At 58.5% G+C, this 20,615-nt stretch carries 12 protein-coding genes; 9 read left to right on the top strand and 3 right to left on the bottom strand.

Going from position 1 to position 20,615, the window contains the following annotated elements:
• Positions 1-5 precede the first annotated feature (5 nt).
• Both NTD81_RS08505 and NTD81_RS08500 read right to left on the bottom strand, forming a co-directional pair.
• Positions 6-1,631 carry a (2,3-dihydroxybenzoyl)adenylate synthase gene (locus tag NTD81_RS08505; RefSeq protein ID WP_262181589.1) on the bottom strand — a complete coding sequence of 542 codons (1,626 nt, stop codon included), beginning with the start codon at positions 1,629-1,631 and terminating at the stop codon, positions 6-8.
• A 35-nt stretch (positions 1,632-1,666) separates the two neighbouring features.
• The gene (locus NTD81_RS08500) at positions 1,667-2,845 is read right to left on the bottom strand and encodes an isochorismate synthase MenF (protein ID WP_262181587.1); all 1,179 of its coding nucleotides are present in this window, start codon (positions 2,843-2,845) and stop codon (positions 1,667-1,669) included.
• A 113-nt stretch (positions 2,846-2,958) separates the two neighbouring features.
• On the opposite strand from NTD81_RS08500, the gene NTD81_RS08495 reads away from it, so the two are divergent.
• The 3 genes from NTD81_RS08495 (at position 2,959) to NTD81_RS08485 (ending at position 10,634) form a co-directional block, all read left to right on the top strand.
• A complete protein-coding gene (locus tag NTD81_RS08495; RefSeq protein WP_262181584.1) occupies positions 2,959-7,329 on the top strand; it encodes an amino acid adenylation domain-containing protein in 4,371 nt (1,456 codons plus the stop codon).
• Positions 7,330-7,410: 81 nt separating this feature from the next.
• On the top strand, positions 7,411-8,727 hold the full coding sequence (gene basC, locus NTD81_RS08490) for a putative histamine N-monooxygenase (RefSeq protein ID WP_262181581.1): 1,317 nt from the start codon (positions 7,411-7,413) through the stop codon (positions 8,725-8,727).
• Positions 8,728-9,401: 674 nt separating this feature from the next.
• Positions 9,402-10,634, top strand: a complete 1,233-nt coding sequence (locus tag NTD81_RS08485) for an MFS transporter (protein WP_262181579.1) — start codon at positions 9,402-9,404, stop codon at positions 10,632-10,634.
• Positions 10,635-10,840: 206 nt separating this feature from the next.
• On the opposite strand, the gene NTD81_RS08480 is transcribed toward NTD81_RS08485, so the two are convergent.
• A complete protein-coding gene (locus NTD81_RS08480) occupies positions 10,841-13,558 on the bottom strand; it encodes a condensation domain-containing protein (protein ID WP_262181577.1) in 2,718 nt (905 codons plus the stop codon).
• A 298-nt stretch (positions 13,559-13,856) separates the two neighbouring features.
• Here NTD81_RS08480 and NTD81_RS08475 point away from each other — a divergent pair, with 298 nt between their 5' ends.
• The 6 genes from NTD81_RS08475 to NTD81_RS08450 are packed head-to-tail and all read left to right on the top strand — an operon-like array spanning position 13,857 to position 20,613.
• On the top strand, positions 13,857-14,375 hold the full coding sequence (locus NTD81_RS08475; protein ID WP_262181575.1) for a sigma-70 family RNA polymerase sigma factor: 519 nt from the start codon (positions 13,857-13,859) through the stop codon (positions 14,373-14,375).
• Positions 14,376-14,425: 50 nt separating this feature from the next.
• A complete protein-coding gene (locus NTD81_RS08470; protein WP_262181573.1) occupies positions 14,426-16,207 on the top strand; it encodes an ABC transporter ATP-binding protein in 1,782 nt (593 codons plus the stop codon).
• Positions 16,201-17,961, top strand: coding sequence for an ABC transporter ATP-binding protein (locus NTD81_RS08465; RefSeq protein ID WP_262181572.1), 1,761 nt, complete (start codon positions 16,201-16,203; stop codon positions 17,959-17,961). Before NTD81_RS08470 ends, NTD81_RS08465 begins: the two co-directional genes overlap by 7 nt.
• Positions 17,958-18,902, top strand: coding sequence for an ABC transporter permease (locus NTD81_RS08460; RefSeq protein ID WP_315974682.1), 945 nt, complete (start codon positions 17,958-17,960; stop codon positions 18,900-18,902). The genes NTD81_RS08465 and NTD81_RS08460 overlap by 4 nt, the downstream gene beginning before the upstream one ends.
• Positions 18,902-19,849 (top strand): iron chelate uptake ABC transporter family permease subunit, encoded by a 948-nt coding sequence (locus NTD81_RS08455; protein WP_262181571.1) that lies wholly within the window; start codon positions 18,902-18,904, stop codon positions 19,847-19,849. The genes NTD81_RS08460 and NTD81_RS08455 overlap by 1 nt, the downstream gene beginning before the upstream one ends.
• Positions 19,846-20,613, top strand: coding sequence for an ABC transporter ATP-binding protein (locus tag NTD81_RS08450; protein ID WP_262181570.1), 768 nt, complete (start codon positions 19,846-19,848; stop codon positions 20,611-20,613). Before NTD81_RS08455 ends, NTD81_RS08450 begins: the two co-directional genes overlap by 4 nt.
• The last annotated feature ends 2 nt before the right edge of the window (positions 20,614-20,615 follow it).

The raw sequence follows: 20,615 nt of genomic DNA, 5'->3' as shown, positions 1-20,615 counted from the left end.
GGCAGTTATCCTTGTGCGGCGGCATCCAGCTCTTGGTTGAGCTGTTCGCGCAATTGTTTCTTGTCGATCTTGCCGACGGCGGTGAGAGGCATCTGTTCGAGCAGGCGCACCCGATCCGGCAGCTTGTATTCAGCAATGCCTTGCGCCATCAGGTAACGCCGTAGCGCCACGGCCTTGAGGGCAGGATTGCGGCTGACGATAAAGGCGCAGCTTTTTTCCCCAAGCAACGTATCGGGCAGGGCGACCAATGCGGCGTGGGTGATATCGGCGTGGCCAAGCAGGAGGTTTTCGATCTCCTCCGAGGCGATCTTCTCGCCGCCCCGGTTGATCTGATCCTTCACCCGGCCGACCACCTGCAAATAGCCGTCTGGCAACTGCTGAACGATATCGCCGGAGTAGTAAAAGCCCTCGTTATCAAAGGCCTGGGCGTTGTGTTTAGGGCTCAGGTAATAGCCGCAAAAGGTGTAGGGGCCACGGGTCGCTAAGATCCCCGGCTGACCCGCAGCCACGGGCTGGCCCTGTTCATCGACGATTTTGATTTCATCGTCCGGACAAATCGGCCGGCCCTGACTGGTAAACACCAACTCCTGGGGATCGTCCAAACGGGTGTAGTTGATCAACCCTTCGGCCATGCCAAACACCTGCTGCAGCTGGCAGCCCAAGACGCTCGGAACTTGCCGCGCCAACGCTTCGGCAAAGCTGGCGCCGCCGACTTGCAGCAGTTCAAGAGAGGCAATTTGCTCGGCATGGCTGGGCGCCGCTTGCAGCCACAAGGCCACGGCACTGGGCACCAAGGCGGCGGTATTAATCTGGTGCCGCGCAATCAGGGCAAAGCAACTGCTGGGCTCGGGACTGCTCGCCATCACCACGCTGCCGCCGGCATAAAACACGCCTAAGGCGCCGGAGGAACTGAGCGGGAAGTTATGCCCGGCAGGTAGCGCGCAAAGAAAGCGGGTACGTCGCGACAGGCCGCAAATCTCGGCACAGGCGCGCACGTTGTAGAGGTAGTCATCGTGGGTGCGCGGGATCAGTTTCGGCGTGCCGGTGCTGCCGCCGGACAGCTGAAACAGTGCCACTTGGTCCGCCGGAGTAGGGGCGTATGGGCACAGCGTGCTGGGGGGCTCGTTCAGCCAGCGGGTCAGGTCGCAAGCAGAATCGCGGTCATGCAAAAACAGCTTCAGCGGTGGGCGAATGCCTTGCTCACTCAGGGCGTGGATAAAGGCGTCGTCGCGGAACACTTCATGCTCGCGGCAGCCGATCAACAGCCTGGGTTTGATCTGCTCGGCATAGCTGCGCAGCTCCATCTGCCGGTGGTTGTACAGCGCCAGTACCGGCACCACGCCGCACTTAAGCAAGGCAAACAGGACCAGATAAAATTCGGCGCTATTAGGCAGTTGCACCAGGGCGCTGTCGCCATGGCCGAGGCCGCTTTCGGCTAAGCGTGCGGCCAGGTTAGTGGAACGTTGATCGAGCTCGGCGTAGCTGAATTGGCGCTCACCACAGAGGATGGCGATGTCATCCGGCTGAGCGTTTTGCTGGAGGATCTGCGTCAGCGGTTGCGCAAGCCAGTAACCGCGCTGACGGTACAGCTCGGCGCGGGTGGCCGGCCAGGGAGTAAATTCGATAGTCATTGCCGTCACTTCAAAAGGGTGAATGTCAGAAGGGCTTATTGGCTTAAGCCGCAGCCGCGCAACATGGTGCCGAGCTTGGTCTGCACCTCGGCCCACTCGGCGTCCGCAACGGATGCCTCGACGATGCCGGCGCCGGCAAACAAGCGCACTTGATTGCGCTTGACCAAGCCACAGCGGATGGTCACCACCCATTCGCCATTACCCTCGGCGTCACACCAGCCGACCATGCCGCTAAACAGGCCTCGCTCAAATGGCTCGACAAAGCGAATCAAGCGACGCGCCAGCTCCGTCGGATAGCCGCACACGGCTGGCGTTGGGTGCAGGCGGCAAGCCAGTTGCAGGGCATTGGTCTGCTCATCGAGCAACTGCCCCTCGATCTTGCTCGAGAGATGCCACAGCGCGGCGGTGCTCAGCAGCGACGGCTGTGCCGGGACTTCCAGGGTTTGGCACAAACCGGCCAATTGCGCGGCGATGTCCTCAGTGACGAAGCTGTGCTCGTAATGGTCTTTGGCCGAGTTGGCGAGGTTTTGCGCGCTGAGCTGATCGGCTTGCGGGTCAGCCATGCGTTTGGCCGAGCCGGCCAAGGGGTTGGAAATAAAATGCCGGCCACGTTTGCGTATCAGCAGTTCCGGGCTCACGCCAATCAAGGTCGCGCCGTCGGCCAGCGGCACGCAGAAGTGATAACCGTGCGGGTTCTGTACCCGCAGGGTGTTTTGCATCAAACGCAGATCCACATCCTGAGCGAACTCTAACTCGCGTTGTACCGACAACACGGCCTTGCGCACATCGCTGTGTTGGAAGTTGACGATGGCGTGTTTGACCGACCGTTTAAACCCGCTTTCTTCGGGAATATTGCGCTGACTGATTAGCGGCGGCTGGGTGCCTTGCAGGCTGTCAGGAGTGCTGCTGGCACGCTCGAGCCATTCACTGTGTTCGGGGATGAAGAGGGCAGAAGACTGGCTGGGATCGAAGGGAATGGCGCCGACCACCACGGGGTTTTTATGACCCTTTTGTCGGGCGTTTTCGAAGGCAATTTTAAGTTGTTGTTGCAAGCCGCTTTGTGGGTCGAAACCGCCGGCAGCCGGGGTGTCCAGGCGTTCCAGTATGCCTTGGGTGATGAGTTCGCGATCTCCTGATGTAAACGAGAAACTACGATATTTATCAATAGGTTGTGCTGCATCACGAGGAGTCGATGGCAGCGTGCCAGTTCTCATCTAAAGCCTCCTTGGCTGAATTGTCCGAATAAATTTTGTCTTGAAATATAATGATAATCGTTCCTAAATAAAAGGCGCCAAACACAGGGATTTGTCAACCGCGCGAGTGAGCCATGAGAGAGTTAACAGCGATGCAGGCCGCCTGCTGGTTTGGGCGTGATGCCCATGCGCAGTTAGGTGGAGTTTCGGCCCATTTGTACGCCGAATTTGCTGGTCACAAGCTGGATGTGGCCAGACTGGAACAAGCTTTACAGCGACTGTATGAATTACACCCGATGCTCGCCGTACGCATCACCGGCGATGGCCAGCAACAGCTCGCTACGCCTGCGGCGGTTTTAGAGGTGGACGATTGGCAAACGCTGGGGCAGTTAGCCAGCGAGCGTGAGTTGCAGCACAAGCGCGAGCGTTGGAGCCACCAGCAGCTGGACTTAGCCAACGGGCAGGGCGCTCGGTTTTCCCTCAGCTTGCTCAGTGATGAGCGTTTTCGCCTGCACCTGGACACCGACATGGTGGCCATTGACCCTTCCAGTCTGCGCATCCTGATCGAAGATCTAGCCCGTTTGTATCTGCAGCCAGATGTGACCCTGCCGGCACCGGCCGATTACCTCAGCTGGCTGGATAAGTGGCGCGCTGACCCCGAGCTGCGCAGTCGCCGCGAGCATGACCGGCGCTGGTGGCGCGAGCGTTTGGAGCAGGTGGCCGAGGCGCCCAAGTTGCCGTTTCAGCCCACGCCGGCTGAGCAGGCGCAGAGCCACCGTTTCAGTCACTGGTTGAACGCCGCGCAACGCCAAGCCTTGCAACTGCAGGCGCGGCAACAGCGGGTGAGTTTGTCCAATTTGCTGTTGGGTGTATTTGCTCTGGCCTTGGCCGAGCAATGCGGGCAGCGTCAGTTTCGCTTGAACGTACCGACTTTCTGGCGCGCGCCGCTGCTGCCGGGGATTGAGCGCACAGTCGGGGAATTTGCCAATGTGCTGATCCTGAGTGTCGATCTCGAACACGCCAACACTGTGGCTGAGCTGTGCCAACAACTGGCACGACAGATGGTCGATCTGCTGGCCCACAGCAGTTACTCCGGGGTCAGCCTGATGCGCGATTTATCGCGCTGGCACGGCACCCCACAGCTTGCGCCTGTGGTGTTTACCGCCGCCCTGGATTTACCCGGCGGTGAGCTGTTTAGCGGGCACGTCACAGAGGCTTTTGGTCAGCTCAACTGGTTGATGTCCCAAGGCCCGCAGGTGGCCATCGATGCCCAATCTGCGCTGAGTGACGGTGGTATTTTGCTCAATTGGGATACCCGGCTGGATGCCTTGCCACTGCCATGGCTCAGTGAGTTGTTTGCGCGTTACCGCGACCTGCTGGTGGCGGTCGCGCAGGATGGCCAGCCGCTTAATCAGCCGCTGCCGGCATCTGCCGGCAAACCCCGGCGCGTAGAGCAGCCCCTCAATGCCCTGCAGCAGGCTTATCTGCTCGGCCGGCGCAGCGACCATGTGCTCGGCGGTGTGGCCATGCAGGAGTTTCGCGAGTATCACGGGCAGATTGAGCCTGCACTGCTGCAAGCGCGCTTACAGACCATGGTCAAGCGCCACCCAAGTCTGCGCCGCCGGATTGATCCTGAACGTTTGGTGCAGTGGGTCAGTGACGAGGCAGAGGTTAACTTCGAGCAGATTGACCTGAACCATCTTTCTTTGCCCGAGGCATTAGCTGAATTGCAGCGCCGCCGCGATGACTATGCCCACGCGCTGTTCGATTTCAGCCGCTCGCCGTGGAATATCAGCTGCTTTAGCTTGCCCGATGACTCTGTGCGGGTGTTTGCCCGCTTCGATGCACTGATCGTCGATGGCCGCTCCATCGGCGCTTTGCTTCTGGAATTGCTCGATGGCGTGGTGGAACCCGAATTACCGCCAGTAGAGGCAGCAGTGCCGGAGCAGTTGGCCGAGCAGCGCAAAAGCGCCAGCCGCTATTGGCGCAGCAAACTTCAAGGGCTTAGGCCGGGGCCACGGTTGCCGTGGCGCGTGGCGCTTGAGCAGATTCAGCAATCGCGTTACGCGCGCCTAAGCCAAGTGGTGCCCCGCGCGCAGTTTGTCGCGCTAACCAAGCTGGGCGCGCGTCAGCAATTGTTTAAAAACAGCGTGGTCATGGCTTTGGCGCTGGAGGTGCTGAGTCACTGGCTCAGTGAAGGCGACTTGCTGGTGGCCGTACCTGTGGCGCCACCGCCCAGTGCCGCGCTGGCTAATCATTCGAGTTTTATCGCGCTTAACTGGGCGCGCAGCGATGCTGAGTTTATCCAGCGCGCCGCCGCTTTGCAGGTGGATGTCATGCAAGGGCTGGAACATCTGGCCTTCAGCGGCGTGGATCTGGCCCGCTTGCTGTATGACGGGCAAAACCCTGGGCCGGTATTCCCGGTGGTGATCACCAATGGCCTGTCGTGGCCTGCGGCATCTGCCAGCAGCCCCATGCAGTGGGTCGACGGCCTCACCCAGACGCCGCAGGTGGCACTGGATCTGCGCTTTTCGGCAACCGCCCAGGGCGATCTGCGGGTGGAGATCGATTACGCCCGTGAAGCGCTCGATGGGCAAATCGTCAGCGCTATCTTGCAGAGCTTCGCCGCCAGCGTGGCGGCGATCACGAGCCATGCCGACTTGGCCCTGGCCGCGCAGCCGGCGCTGACTAACGAGCACTACCGCTTTAACAGCCAGGCACAGGCGGCCAGTCAGGAGGACTTTCTGGGGCGTATCGCCGGGCATATTTTCGACCCAAACAATCAGCGTATCGCCCTGGTGCAGGGCTCACGGCAACTGACCTACGCCGCGCTGGGTGACAGCGTTAAGCGCATGCTCGGTGGCTTGCAGGCATTAGGCTTGCAGGCCGGCGAAGTAGTGGCGATTTGTCTGCCGCGCAGTCCTGAGCACAGCATGCTGACCTTGGCCTGCGCCTTGGGTGGTTTGGTCTGGGTGCCGATTGATGCGGCGTCGCCCAGCGAGCGCTTGCATTACCTGCTGGATAACTGCCAACCGGCCTTGGTGGTCAGTGCGCAGGCGCCGGCCTTTAACCATCGCCACAGCACGCCCGCGGCGTTATTGGCCCACGCGCCTCGCACGGAGTTAGCAACCGACTTCAGCGCTTTGTCGCGCAGCGAAGCGCCGGCCTACTACCTGTATACCTCGGGCACCACCGGTAAACCTAAGTGCGTTGTGCTGAATAACCGCGCCACCGCCAATGTGCTCGGCAGCACCCTGGCGCAGTGGCAGGTGAGCGCCGAGGACGTGCTGATTTCGGTTACGCCGCTGCACCACGACATGTCGGTGTTTGATGTGCTCGGCAGTTTTGTCGCCGGTGCCAAGCTGGTGTTGCCGGGACCGGGTGAAGACAAAGACGCGCAGCGCTGGAATCAGCTGATCAGCGAGCATCAGGTCAGCCTCTGGTGCTCGGTGCCGGCGATCCTCGAGATGCTCCTGGCCTGTCGCAATCAACACAGCTGGCAGAGTCTGCGTTTGTTCGCCCAGGGCGGCGACTACATCAAGCCGGCGCTGATCAGTCAGTTGCATCAGCTGTGCCCGCAGGCGCGCTTGATTTCTCTGGGGGGGCCGACAGAAACCACCATCTGGAGTATCTGGCATGAGATCGATCCCAGTGAGCCGGGCAACGTGCCCTATGGCCGGCCGCTGCCGGGCAACAGCTACTACCTGCTCAATGAGCATGGCGCGCATTGTCCCGTCGGCGTGGTGGGGCGTATCCATACCGCTGGGGTGAATCTAGCCCTGGGTTACTTGCAGGACGGGGCGCTTTCGCAGACCGATTTCGTCACGATTAAGACTGAGCGCGGCGAGCCGGTACGGGCTTTTCGCACGGGCGACTGCGGCCGTTATCGCGCCGATGGCACGCTGCTGTTCGATAGCCGGGTCAATGGTTATGTGAAGGTGCGCGGCGTGCGGGTATCGCTACCGGATATTGAAATGGCCCTGAGCACACAGCCCGATCTTAAGCAGGTGCTGGTGGTGGATTACCCCGAGGCCACTAGCGGCGACAACCTGTTGGGCGTCTTGTATGTGCCCCAGCCAGGCCAGAGCCTAAGCCAAGCGCAACTGCGCCAGATGGCCCGTAGCCAACTGCCGCAATCCCATGTGCCGGCGCGCTTTATTGAGGTGGCAGAGTTGCCGCTGTCGCAAAACGGCAAGCCTGATCGCCACCGCGCGCGCAGCTTATTGACCCAGTCGCAGCCAACCCAGCCCGTCAGTGCAGCGCCCACATCAACGCCAACGGCTCGTAACGCTAAGGCGCAACAAGTGTTGGCGATCTATCTGCAAGTGCTGGGGGCCAGCAGTGACGACACCGCTCAGGACTTCATCAGCTTGGGCCTGCGCCCACAGCATTTAAAAACCATTGCTGCCCGTTTGCAGGAGGCCTTTGCCGTGGCGCTTACGCCGGGGCAACTGCTGCCGTGCCGCAATGCCCATGAAGTTGAACAATTACTAGGCGTCGCCTAAGCCATAACACCGCAGGCAGACGACCTGCGGGCAAGGACTAACCGCCTTGCGTGCTCATGATTCGCATCGAGGAAAGGAAGTATGACTCATATCGATATTGCCGGGATTGGCATTGGCCCGTTTAACCTGGGTTTGGCGGCGCTGCTGGCCGAACACAGCGACCTAAGCGCGGTGTTTCTGGAGCGCAAAGCGGAGTTTCGCTGGCATGCAGGCATGTTGCTGCCGGGCACCACCTTACAGGTGCCGTTTCTCGCCGACTTGGTGACCATGGCCAAGCCGACTCATCCCTTAAGCTATTTGAATTACCTGCACGAGCACGACCGGCTGTTCCAGTTTTACTACCACGAGAACTTCCATGTGCCGCGCTTGGAGTACGACCATTACTGTCGCTGGGCCTCGCAACAGTTGCCCAGTTGCCGCTTTGGCGAGGAGGTTGCTGATGTGCAGTACGACGCTGGCCGCCAGCGCTTTGTCCTGCACAGCCAATCCGTGTCGGGGCTTAAGCGTGAGTACAGCAGCCAGCATCTGGCCCTAGGTATCGGCACCGTGCCGCACCTGCCTAAGTGGGCGCGTAGCGTTAACCAAGTGCCGCTGGTGCATTCGGCTGAATTTGCTCAGCATCAGCAGCTGTTGCAGGGCTGCCAACGAGTTACGGTGATCGGCTCGGGGCAGAGCGCGGCGGAGTGCGTGCTGGCCCTGTTCAGTGCGCTCACACCTGAGCGAGTGGCGGCTGGTGCGTCGATTCAGTGGCTAACCCGGGCGCCGGGATTTCATCCCATGGAGTATTCCAAACTCGGCCAGGAGTGCTTTACCCCGGCCTACATGGATTACTTTCATAGCCTGCCGCGGGATACCCGTCGTGAGGTGGTGGCCAAGCAGGGCCTGCTGTACAAGGGCATCAGCTTCTCGACCATCGCGGATATCTTCGATCTGCTCTATGAACGCTCCATCGGCGGCCGTGATCCGGGCCTGGCGCTGTATTCCAACTGCGCGGTGGAGGACATAGTCGCAGGCACGCAAACGGGTTGGGCCCAGGTGCAGTTCCAGCATCAGCAGCTTAACCAAGCCGGCAGTCTGGCCACCGATGCGGTGGTGGCTGCCACCGGTTATGCCCATGCCTGGCCGCAGTGGTTTGAGCGTCTTAAAGACAGCGTGCTGGCCATCGATGAGCAGGGCGACTGCATTGTCGATAGCGACTTCCGCGCCCAGCGCATCGATGGCGGCGCCGGACAGATCTTTGTACACAACGCCGAGATCTTCCAGCACGGCGTCGGCTCGCCGGACCTGGGCATCGGTGCCGGGCGTAACGCCCATATCATCAACCAGCTACTGGGCCGCAAGCATTACCGCCTGTTGGCGCGCAGTGCCTTCCAACACTACGGCTTACCGCCGGGCTAGGTTTTGTCCCGCAAGACCTGCTCTCGATAAGGTCTGCTTAAAAAGCAGCGAGTAGGGTGGATGGCGCCTTACCCATCCACCATTATTTGCCGAAGCTTGGTGGCCAGGCTGCGTATTGCCACGCTAGTTGCGATGTACTTCGTCGTGGTTCTGACGCGCAGCGTGGGGATGCAACTGAGGGTCAAATGCAGGCTGCCTTGGGTGCTGCGCTAAGGTTTAGTGTGCCCCCCAGTAATTTCGTATAGCACGCGGTCTAACCCCGTGGCGCAGTAAGTGAACTGGATTTAAAGTCGATTACTGTTGATGGTTGGGAGTGTCCTGCTTGTATTTCCAGTCGTGCTCATTCATATGTGGGATTAAGGGAAAATAAACTAGTCCCTTTATCTTCATTCGATTCATTATTATGGTATCGGCCGCGACTAGAAAGAACTTTTGGTAAGCGGTACTTGCTTAAAGCATATAAGCCAGCTGCCAAGAGGGTTTTTGAATATTATTTTGTCCTATTTTGGCTGGCGATAATATCATTGCTAGAGTTGCGCCAAGGCGTATGAAGGGGTAGTTGTTGATAGAGTCAAGCGAGTCGAATGGACCCGAGGATGATTCGTTTATAGATGAAGGTGTAGATATTTTGAAAATTTGGAGCAGGCTTAAATGATAATAGAGTTGAAGTTTCGATGATTGAAAGTCGAATTTCATATAGAGAGTTGTTTATGAGGCCGGGGTTTGCTGGGTTATTGCTATCAGTAAGCTTAGGAAGACTTGCTGCAGGACTCATTCCGTTTGGATTAAGTGCAATCTATTTACAAAATGATAAGTTTTTGTCGGCTGGTATCGTTTCAGTCTGCTTTATGATTTTTTCATCTCTTACTTCACCATGGAGAGGGAGGATTATTGACAAGTATAGCCCCAGGAATACTCTTCCTGTTATGGCGCTATTAACGACTATATTGATAGTTTCGGCGGCATTCTTTTTTAATGATGTTACAGGTTCTTTGTTGGGGTTTTTTCTTGTCATGGTTGCGTCTTTAATTGCGCCGCTAAATGGTGTGGTGTTGCGTTCGGTATGGTCGATAATATCTAAGAATGAGACCGAGAGAAAGTTGCTACATACATTAGACTCGACTCTAGAGGAATGTGTATTTGTATGTACCCCTCTATTGGTTGCTCTGGTTTGGAGTACGGTAGGTCCGCAATGGGCCATCGCATTGGGCGGCTTAGCTGTTGCTATGAGCACAGTTTCTCTGTTCTTTTTTGCGTTTAGAGCAGGACGAGATGTGTGGGGTGTTTTTGGAAAAAAGGCAACTAAATCTGAAACTCAAAATACTCTGAAAAAATCACTCTTGATATCTACTGGAGGGTTGGCGCTAACGATACCTATGTTTGGATTTTCATTAGTAATAGGATTTTGCACCATATCATTTGCCGCTTGGTCCAGCAGCCATGTGACAGCTTCTTTTACAGGGATTTTAGTTGCTGTTATTTCGCTGGCGGGGATTGTTGGAGGGTTGCTATATGGAAAGGCTAAAATTCCTGAAAAATTTTCTAATTTCGCATATTTGATTATGCCGGCGATTGTAGGTTTGATCACGATTTTTATGGGTTTTGTAGCCTCTTCTATATTTGCTATTGTAATCGCCTTCTTTATTGGTCTTGCAATGACGCCAATGTTTATTACTGCCTTTGTCAGTGTTCCGAATTTATTTAAGCCTGAATTTTTTAATGAAGCTAATGCCTTAATAGGCATGGCTTTTAATGTTGGGTCTGGTTTTGGGGCGCTAATTGCTGGGTTATTGCTTGAGTATTATTCATTAAATAGGGTTTTTTGTTTAATTGCACTCATTTCGTGCTCCATAACCGCTTTGTCTTTTCTAATTTTACGAAAACATCGGTTAGGAAATTTTGCATAGAAGCGTGCCGGCAAAAAACACATCAGGTTAACATGCGTTTAATTATTTGGTCATGGAGGGTACACTAGTCGATTTTGTGCAACAGCCGAACTCAATGCAGTTTATGGATAAACCCAAGTTTTGAGTGGCGCAAAACTTGGGGGAAGTCAAAGCCCTTGCCGATTGAACTCAGCAAGGGCTTTTTAATGGTCGGAGTATGGTGCTTATTACAGCTCGATCTGGGCCAGACTCAGGTGGTTAAGATCGTCCTGGGTAAAGCGCTCCAGCAACTGCTCAATGCTGCGGCTGATGCGCTGCGCCAGGGCATGGGGATAACGTTCCAGACGATGGGTAAGCAGCAAGCGCAGGCAACGCTGGCCGTCGAGGAAGTTCTCCATAATCTCGAACTGCAGGCCGAACATCGATTCGGTTTTATCCGGGTCAATTTGCCGGTAGCGGATCGCTTTGCCTTCGGGGCTGCGCAGCTCGCCGTTTAGGGCGTTGTCGGCGTGGATCTGCACATAGACATCAAACAGCAAGCCATCGGCGGCGGTCATGCCCAGGGCCTGCTGGATATGCTCCAGCGGCACGTCGGCGTAGGGCATGGAGGTATTGATGGTCTGGGTCACCTGTTTGATCAACTGCGCCACGCTGTGTTGGCCGCTGAACTGCACGCGGTGGGCAACCATGGTGGTGAAGTAGCCGACGCTCTGGTGGTACTGCGCCTCACTGCGCCCGGAGGCGGAGGTGCCGATGATCAGGTCTGGCAGCTGTCCCAACTTATGCAGGGCAATGGCGATGGCGCTGTAGACCAGACTAAACAGCGACGACTGCTGTTCGCGGGCGACGCTGTACAGCTTGTCGATGGTGGCTTGGCTGGGTGTGATTGCCAACCAATCGGCGGCCACCCCGGAAGATTGGCCGGCTTGGGCTTCTTCAGGTGTAAGTGGCAGGTTTAGACCACGGGTGGCATCGCGCAGCATGCTGGTCCAGTACTTCAGATGCTGCAGGTCCAGACCCTGACGCACTTGTTCGCGGGCGAAATCATGGAAGGACGCCGCCTCCGTTGACCACACCGGTGTTTGACCTTTGGCGCGGGCGAGATAGGCGTGGGCCAGCTCATCGAGCATGACGTTAAGCGACCATTCATCAATCGCCATATGCTGCACCAGCAACGACAAGCTCTGCTGCTGGCTCTGCGCATCGGTAAAGAAACGCACGCGCAGCGGCAGCTCGCGGGTCAGATCGAACTGATGCTGAGCTTCGTCCTTGACGCTTAAGCCGACACTTTCGGCGCTCGACCAAAACCATTGGTATTGATCCAGCTCGGCGACCGGCACTAACTGCTGATAGGCCACACCGTCGGCCTCGTTGTACAGGGTGCGCAGGCTGGCATGACGAATCAGCAGATCGCTGAAGGCTTGCTTGAACACCTCTTCATCCACGGGCTCGAGAAAGTGCACGGCAAAGGGCAAGTTAAAAATCTTACCGAAATCAAAGGCCTTATACGCCCGCCATAACGTCGCCTGAGCCAAGGCCAGCGGGCTTTTTAGCTCAAGGCTGGTGGGGGTTTGCGCGTGGCTGGATTTGGGCTGGCTAAACTGCGCACAAGCGGCCAACTGCTGGGCGGTCGGCGCGCTGAAGAAGTCATTGAATTGCAGCTCGATGCCGTGTTGGTTTTGCAGTTTGCCGATGATGCGCGTGGCCAGCAGGGAATGGCCGCCGAAATCAAAAAAGTCGTCGCCCACTTGCATCGTCGGTTCATCCAGCGCGCTGCGAAATTGCTGCAGAATAATTTGCGCGGTCTGCTCAGGACTTAGCGCCCCGGCTGGCTGGCTAGGTGGGGCAATAAGTGGTGGCAGTGCCACGCCGCTATGACCGGCCAGCTGGCTTAAGAAGCTGCGCAGCAATTGTTCCGCAAGGGCCGGGTTAACCGCTGCACCGGTGCTTAAGCGCAGCGCTAGCTGATCGCCGTTCGGCGTAATACTCAGCTCTAAATCCGGGCGCTGTTCGGCGCTGGGCAGCAGCAGTTCTTCATCAAACAACTCACTGTGTAGCCGCTCGGCTGCCGGGCAAAGCTGAACATAAAGCCAGGGCAATTGTGCGTTGTTCAGCAGGCGTTGATCACTGTCGGTCTGCTCGCTGATGGCTTTGCCAATGCTTTGTTCGCTGCATAACGGCCCCAGCACCAAGCGGCTAAGACCGCTGTGCTGGCGGACCTGCAAACCAAGGGCCGGTTGCTGGCCTTGCTTGGCGATAAACAGCGCAAAAAGCACGGCGAGCTGGGTCGCTGTAAGCCCGCTGATACGGCTGTGCCAGTGCTGAGTCAGGGGTTGGCTATAGGGCGCGGCGTAAGAGCTGCGGATAAGCACCGCGCTTGGCTCGCTGCGCAGCCAGTGAATAGGCGCATTGTCGGTGGACTGTGGCACGAGCAAAGGCGTGGTTTGTGGCGCCAGGTTCAGCGCTTGGCCGTGGTAGGTATTGTCGATGGCGCGCAGCACTTGCTCAGGACTGAACTGCTCATCCAGCAGTCGGTGCACTAACAGGCCCAGCACACATTGCTCAGGGGTGATCACCAGCAGCGCTTGAAAGGGTGGCTGCTGTTCGGCATCCCAGGGCGCCGCTTGTTGACTCAGCAGCAATTGCTGCGCGGCAGCCGTGGAGGGCGCTTGCAACAGCTTCCAGCCACTGGACCTCTGGGGCGACGCCAGATGCTGCAAATCCCCATCGTCGCTGAATACCAAGCGGCTGCTGAGGGCAGGGGTGGCCGTGACCACGCTGTGGATGGCAGCAGTCAGGCGATTGATATCTACCGCTGCGGCTAAACGCCACGCACGTAGTTGCTGAAAGCACTGCTGGGGCTGTTGTTGCTGGATCAGCCAGAGTTGTTCCTGATACAGGCTGACGGGCAGATGGGGGGCGGCGTTTGGGATGTTTTCCATCATGGATAGGTTCCACCTAGGGTACTGAAAATGGGCGCATGCGCCCGATGTATAGGCTCGTTGGTGCTAGCTGACTGCGAGGTAACTGAACTCCTTAGGCTTAAGACGCGATGCCGGGCATGGTTTGCCTGGGTAATGCTGAAGTGTTGTAATCTTGTAGAACACTATTCCAGAGCCTCTGCGTGCACATGAGTGCTAACTGTGTGTAGAACGACTAGACAATAACTAATTGATAGTAATTATCATTTCTATTAGGATCAGTCAAAGTCAGCAGATGCAGGGTTGGCAAAGGAGAGCCAAGGTGGACAGCGGATCGTTCGCGTTTCAGCAACAACTACAAAAACTCTATGTTGAACATCACAGCTGGCTGTGCCGCTTACTGCGGCGCAAATTGGGTAACGCCGTGGATGCGGCGGACCTCGCCCAAGACGTCTACCTACTCCTGCTGCGCCGTGGCCAACTGCCCACGGCTGAGTTGTGCCGCTGCCATTTGAGTCAAATCGCCAAAGGTTTGGTGATTGATCTGTATCGCCGGCGCCGCGTCGAAACCTGCTACCTGCAAGGCCTGGGCGAAGTGCCCGAAGCCCAAGCTCCCTCAGAAGAGGCCCGGGCCTTGGTCGGCGAAGCGCTGGTGGAGATCGACACGCTGCTTCACAACAAGCCCGCCAACACTCGCGATGCCTTGCTGCTCAGCCGTTTAGACGGCTTGGGCCACCGGGCTATCGCCGAGCAATTACAGGTCTCGGTGTCATCGGTGGAGAAATACATCGCGGCCGCGCTTAAGGCCTGCCAGCAGGTCACAAGCGGTGCCATGGCTTAACTAGCCATTAGCTATTGACGCCGATCAGCGTTAATCAACAGGGAGTGGGGATGAGCAAGGATGAACAAGTTGCGGCTACGGCCAGCAGCCTGAAGCAGGTTTTACGGCCAATCCGTCAGCGTTTAGGCTTGGCCGCCGCGCTGGCGGCACTGGGCGCGATGTTGACCTTGGTGCCGCTGGCTGCCATCACTCAGCTGGCGCAACAGGCTTTAACCCATTGGCAAGCAGGCGCGGGGCCTTGGCAGGCACAGCAACTGTGGCCATTGCTGAGCGTCAGCTTAGTCAGTCTGTTCCTAGGCATGGGCCTGCAAACCTTGGGCGAAAGTCAGGCCCATCTGGCTGATAACCAACTCACCGCGGACCTGCGCCGACGCATCAGCCAGCGTCTGGGCCAGGTGGCTTTAGGTTGGTTTACCGAGCGCGCGGCAGGGGAAGTCAAGCAAGCGCTGCAGGACGATATCGGCACCCTGCATAGCCTTAGCGCACACTATTTCACCACCTTGGGCCGTTGCGTTGGCGCGGTGGGGATTTCGGTGCTTTATCTGTTCGCTATGGATTGGCGCCTGGCCATCGTGGCGTTGCTGCCATTTCCACTGTTCTTCCTGTTTTACGCCCGGGCGACCAAGGCCAGCGCAGCCAATATGGCCTCGTTTGGCGCCGGCATGACGCGCATCAACAACGCCGTGGTTGAGTTCGTCAACGGCATCCCCGAGGTCAAAGCCTTTGCCGTGCAAGGCCAAGCCAGCAGCAGTTACCGCACTGCGGTGAATGCTTTTGCCGCAGCCTTTAAAGACTTTACCCGGCCGCTGGTCAGCGCCATGGCCAATGCCCACGCGCTGATCACCCCGGTGGCCGTACTGAGTGTGGTGTTGGCGGGCGGTACGCTGATGGTTCTGCTCAATTGGCTAAGCCCGGTCGACGTGTTGCCCTTTGTGCTGGTGGCGCCGGGGCTGTGTGCACCGCTGTTACTGCTCAGCTATATCAGCCATGACTTAGGCAGTGCCCGCGCTGCCGCCGAACGCGTGCAGCGCTTGCTGCACACGCCGTTGCTGGCCCAGGTCGCGCCCGGCGCCGGGCAACTGCCGGCGGATAACCGCGTGCGTTTTGAGCAGGTCAGTTATGCCTATCAGGACCAGCAATGGGTGCTGAAGGATCTCAGTTTCGAGTTGAAACCCGGCAGCATCACGGCGGTGGTGGGCAGCTCCGGCTCGGGGAAATCGACCCTGGCGCGCTTGCTGCTGCGTTTCTTTGATCCGCAGCAGGGGCGCATTAGCTTGGGCGGTGTCGATCTGAAGCAGATCGACAGCAGTCAGCTGTATCAGCGCATTGGCTTTGTCTTGCAGGAGGTGCGTTTGCTGCACACCAGCCTGCGCGACAACATTGCTTTGGGACGGCCCGCCGCGACGCAGGAGGAGATCGAAGCCGCCGCGCGCCTGGCTAATATCCATGAGCTGATCGTCAGCCTGCCCAAAGGCTATGACTCCGTACTGGGTGAGGATGTGCAACTTTCTGGCGGCGAGCTGCAGCGTGTCAGCATCGCCCGCGCGGTATTGCTCGATCCGCCGATTCTGGTGCTGGACGAAGCTACCGCGGCAGCCGATGCCGACAACGAATTGCAAATCCAGCAGGCGCTGTCGCGCTTTGCCCAAGGGCGCACGGTGTTGGTGATTGCCCACCGTCTGGACACCATCAAGCATGCCGGGCAGATTTTACTGCTCGAACAGGGCCAGCTAATCGAGCAGGGCAGTCATCACCAGCTGTTGGCTCGGCACGGTCGTTATGCCGCCTTATGGCAGCAGGGCGGCTATGGCCAGGAGGCGGGCGCATGCTGAGTACCTTTAAGCGTTTACTCGGCAGTGAGGTCAGTGCGCTGCGCCGATACCTGAGCCTGGCCCTGCTTTACGGGCTGCTCTGCGGCGTGAGCATCTTGCTGGTGCTGCCAATGCTGAACGCCTTGCTACAAAGCAAGCTGATCGCCAGCCTGTCTTGGCTGTTGGCCTTGCTGCTGGCTTCGTTGTTGTGCTGGCGCTTGCGCGTGCGGGTCGAGAAGGCCGGGATTGCCGTAGGCATCGCCGTGCTCAGCAGTGGTCGCAACCAGTTAGGCGAGCATGTGGCGCAGTTGCCGATCGGCTGGTTTAACCCGGCCAATACCGCGCGCTTAAGCCACGTCAGCAGCCAGGGCATGATGGAAATCGCCCAGCTACCAGCCCACGTCTTTACCCCGGTGCTGACCGGCATCATCAGCCCGTTGGTGATGCTCGTGGGCCTGTTTGCCTTGAATTGGCAGGCCGGGTTGCTGGCGCTGATGGGGCTGCCGCTGCTCGCGGGGCTGTTTGTACTGACCGCCGCATTGGGCCAGCGCGCCGACCAGCGCTATCACCTCGCGGCGGCCAACAGCAGCCAGCGTATGGTCGAGTTTGCCCAGGCGCAGTCGGTGCTGCGGGCTTTCAATGGCGCCGGCAGCAGCACCGGGTTGCTCAACGATGCACTGGCTGAGCAAGAGCAGTCGGCTAAGCAGTTAATCCGTATTTCCGCTATGTCGGTGCTGCTTAACGCCTGGGCCGTGCAAGGCTTGTTTGCCTTGTTGCTGCTGGTGTTGTTCAGCGCCATCAATCAACTGCTGGCTACTGATTTGGACCTGCCAGCCGTGAGTTCGGCCATCGTCGCGCTGCTGCTGGTCAGCCGTTTGGTTGATCCACTGTTGGAGGTGGCGGGCTACGCCGATGTATTGCGCGGCAGTCGCAATCAACTGCAAGCGGTGGCGGATATTTTTGCCGTGCAGCCGCTGCCCGAGCCTGCCGTTAGCCAGCACCCGGCGGATGCCTCGGTGCAGTTGCAGGATGTCAGCTTCGCCTACGCGGCCGAGCAAGCCCCGGTGCTCAAGGGCCTCAGCCTGCGGATCGAGGCGGACAGTATGACGGCTTTAGTCGGTGCCTCTGGCTCAGGCAAAAGCACGCTGCTGAAGCTGATCGCGCGGTTCTTTGAGGTCAGTGGCGGCAGTGTGAAAATCGGCGCGGTGGATGTGCGGCAGATGGACAGTGCGCAGCTGGCCAGCCAGATCAGCCAGATTTTCCAAGACACCTACCTGTTCCAGGGCAGCATCGCCGACAACATCCGTTTGGGCCGGCCGGATGCCAGCCTTGAGCAGGTGCAGGAAGCGGCCGAGGCCGCTGGCTTAGCCAGCATGCTGGCTAACTTGCCAGAGGGCCTCGACAGCCCAGTCGGCGCTGGCGGAGCCAAGCTCTCTGGCGGCGAACGCCAGCGTATCGCCATTGCCCGCGCCTTGATCAAACAGGCGCCGATTCTGCTGGTCGATGAAGCCACCGCAGCGCTGGATGCGGAAAACCAAGCGCTGATCGCGCAAACCCTGGCGCGCCTTAAGGGACGCTGCACGTTAATCGTGATCGCCCACCAACTGTCCACCGTGGCCATGGCCGATCAGATCATCGTGCTTGATCAGGGCCGGGTGGCGGAGCAGGGCACACCGCAACAGTTGGCCGCGAATAATGGCCTGTACGCGCACTTTCTGGCTCAGCGTCAGGCCAGTAAGGGCTGGCAAATCGCGGCCGTAGGGAGTGCGGGTTGAAGTCATTGTGGCTGCTGGGCGGCTTTGCCCTGTTGTGTTTGCTGTCGTTGCTGGTGGGGGTGAAGGAGCTGAGCGCGGCGGACCTGCTCAGCTTCTCCGATGATGCCTGGCTGACGCTCAGCGCCAGTCGCTTGCCGCGTTTGGCGGCGCTGGTGCTAACCGGTGTGGGTTTGGCCGTGTGCGGGGTGATCCTGCAACAGATCGTGCGTAACCGCTTTGTCGAACCGGCTACCTCAGGCGGTTTGGATGCGGCCAAGCTGGGTATTCTGGTTTCGCTGATTGCCTTGCCGGCGGCAGGCACGGGCGTGCGCATGCTGTTCGCCTTGTTGTTTTGTTTTGCCGCAAGCTTGCTGTATGTGGCGATCATCCGCCGCATCAAGTTCAAAAACACCGTGCTGGTGCCGGTGGTGGGCTTGATGTACGGCAGCATGCTCAGCGCCATCGCCGAGTTTTATGCGTATCGGCATAACATCCTGCAAAGCATGCAGGGCTGGATGCTCGGCGACTTCTCCAAGATCGTCCAAGGCAACTACGAAATCATCTACCTGATTTTGCCCATCGTGCTGCTCACCTATCTGTATGCCCAGCGTTTCACCGTGCTGGGCATGGGCGAGGGCATGGCCAGCAGCCTGGGGCTTAACTATGCAGCCACGGCGGCCTTGGGTTTGCTGCTGGTGGCGGTGACGGTAGCGGCCACGGTGATCACCGTCGGCGCGATTCCCTTTGTCGGGTTGGTCATTCCCAATCTGGTGGCCCTGCGTTACGGCGAAAACCTGCGCCGGACCTTGCCCATCGTGGCCTTGGCCGGGGCGGCGTTGCTGCTGTTATGCGACATCATCGGCCGTCTGCTGATCTATCCTTTTGAAGTGCCGATTGGCATGACCGCAGGCAGCGTTGGTGGCGTGCTGTTTCTGCTGCTTATCCTGTGGAAGTACAAATAATGCGTAACCACAGCCGTTATGTCGTGTGGCTGTTGGCGCTGGTCTTGGCCGTGGGCTTTGTCTTGCTCGGCGCCGATTGGGACTTCGCCTATGTGATTCCCAAACGCTTGCAGCGCTTAGCCGCCATGGTCGCCGCCGGGGTCTGTATCGGCTGGTCGTCGGTGGTGTTTCAAACCATCGCCGGCAACCGCATTCTGACCCCGGCGATCATGGGGTATGAGGCGGTCTACCTGCTGTTCCAGGCCTTGCTGATTCTCCTGTTAGGGACTCACAGCTTGGTGCTGCTGGGCCGCGATGCCAACGCCGGCTTGTCGATTCTGTTGATGCTCGGCTACAGCTGGGCGATGCACCGCTGGCTGTTTCGCGGCGATCAGCACAACGTCTATCTGTTGTTGCTGCTGGGGTTGGTGTTGAGCATGGTGCTGGGCACCTTTAGCCAGTTTATCCAGCTGAAGATCAGCCCCGGCGAGTTCTCCATCCTGCAGGGCTTTAACTACGCCTCGTTCAATAAAGCCCAGCCGCTGCAACTGCTGTACTGCGGCGTGTTGGTCGCGGCTGTCGGCTTGGTGCTGTGGCGCACCCTGGCGGTGCTGGACGTGTTGGCCTTGGGCCGCGATCAGGCCAGCTCCTTGGGCGTGGATTACCGGCCCAGCGTGCGCCTGCAACTGGCGCTGATTGCCGTGCTGGTGGCGGTGTCGACCAGTTTGGTCGGGCCCACGGCCTTTATGGGCGTGTTTGTCGCCAACATCACCTATGCCTTGGCCGGCAGCAGCCAGCACCGCATCACGCTGCCGATGAGCTGCGCGGTGGCGATCTGTATTTTTATCCTGGCGCAGTTTCTGGTGGAGCAGGTGTTCAACTACTCCACCACTGTCACCATCCTGATTAACTTGGTGTGCGGCGCATACTTTTTAGCCCTGATGGTGCGCTCGCGAGGTACCGCATGATTCGCTTTGACAAGGTCGGCAAAGACTACGGCCAGAAACAGGTGCTGGGCGAGGTGAGCGTGGCGTTCCCCGGCGGCCAGATCACCTCATTGATCGGCCCCAACGGCGCTGGCAAAAGCACCTTGCTAATGCTCTTGGCGCGCTTGCATAAGCCCAGCCGTGGCACGCTGAGCATCAATGGCCGCGACATCCAGCAATGGTCGCAGCGCGACTACGCCAAGCAGGTGGCGACCTTGCGCCAATCGCCGGACTTCAACCTGCGCCTGACCGTGCAAGAGCTGGTCGCCTTTGGCCGCTTCCCCTACAGCCGGGGCAACCTGACGGCGGAAGATGAGCAGATCATCGAACAGGCCCTGGAGTTTTTGTCGCTGATTCCACTGCGTTCGGCCTATATCGATGAGCTTAGTGGTGGGCAGCGACAGATGGCGTTTTTGGCCATGACCATCGCCCAGCAAACGCCGTACATCTTGCTCGATGAGCCGCTGAATAACCTCGACATGCCCCACGCCGTGCAGATCATGCGTGCGCTGCGGCGCCTGTGTGATGAGCAGGGGCGCACGGTGATCATGGTGGTGCATGACATCAACTTCGCGGCCAATTATTCCGACCATATCGTCGCCATCAAACAAGGCGCGCTGCACTGTTGTGGCAGCGTGCAACAAGTGATTAACCCTGATCAGCTGCAAGACCTTTACGGCCTGCAATTCGAGATTCTGCAAAGTTCGCGCGGTTTTGTTTGCAACTACTTCAATCCATCTAGTTAAAG

The sequence above is a fragment of the Pseudomonas sp. 5P_3.1_Bac2 genome, assembly GCF_025465995.1.
In the GTDB taxonomy this organism is placed as follows: domain Bacteria; phylum Pseudomonadota; class Gammaproteobacteria; order Pseudomonadales; family Pseudomonadaceae; genus Aquipseudomonas.
Note: the sequence above shows the minus strand (reverse complement) of the source record. Positions and strands in the feature narration are given on the sequence as shown.

Excerpts from the sequence above, each read along its gene's own strand:
- NTD81_RS08480 (WP_262181577.1), bottom strand. The coding sequence starts at position 13,558 with ATGATGGAAAACATCCCAAACGCCGCCCCCCATCTGCCCGTCAGCCTG.
- NTD81_RS08485 (WP_262181579.1), top strand. The coding sequence starts at position 9,402 with ATGATTGAAAGTCGAATTTCATATAGAGAGTTGTTTATGAGGCCGGGG.
- NTD81_RS08470 (WP_262181573.1), top strand. The coding sequence starts at position 14,426 with ATGAGCAAGGATGAACAAGTTGCGGCTACGGCCAGCAGCCTGAAGCAG.
- NTD81_RS08505 (WP_262181589.1), bottom strand. The coding sequence starts at position 1,631 with ATGACTATCGAATTTACTCCCTGGCCGGCCACCCGCGCCGAGCTGTAC.
- basC (WP_262181581.1), top strand. The coding sequence starts at position 7,411 with ATGACTCATATCGATATTGCCGGGATTGGCATTGGCCCGTTTAACCTG.
- NTD81_RS08465 (WP_262181572.1), top strand. The coding sequence starts at position 16,201 with ATGCTGAGTACCTTTAAGCGTTTACTCGGCAGTGAGGTCAGTGCGCTG.
- NTD81_RS08500 (WP_262181587.1), bottom strand. The coding sequence starts at position 2,845 with ATGAGAACTGGCACGCTGCCATCGACTCCTCGTGATGCAGCACAACCT.
- NTD81_RS08450 (WP_262181570.1), top strand. The coding sequence starts at position 19,846 with ATGATTCGCTTTGACAAGGTCGGCAAAGACTACGGCCAGAAACAGGTG.
- NTD81_RS08495 (WP_262181584.1), top strand. The coding sequence starts at position 2,959 with ATGAGAGAGTTAACAGCGATGCAGGCCGCCTGCTGGTTTGGGCGTGAT.
- NTD81_RS08455 (WP_262181571.1), top strand. The coding sequence starts at position 18,902 with ATGCGTAACCACAGCCGTTATGTCGTGTGGCTGTTGGCGCTGGTCTTG.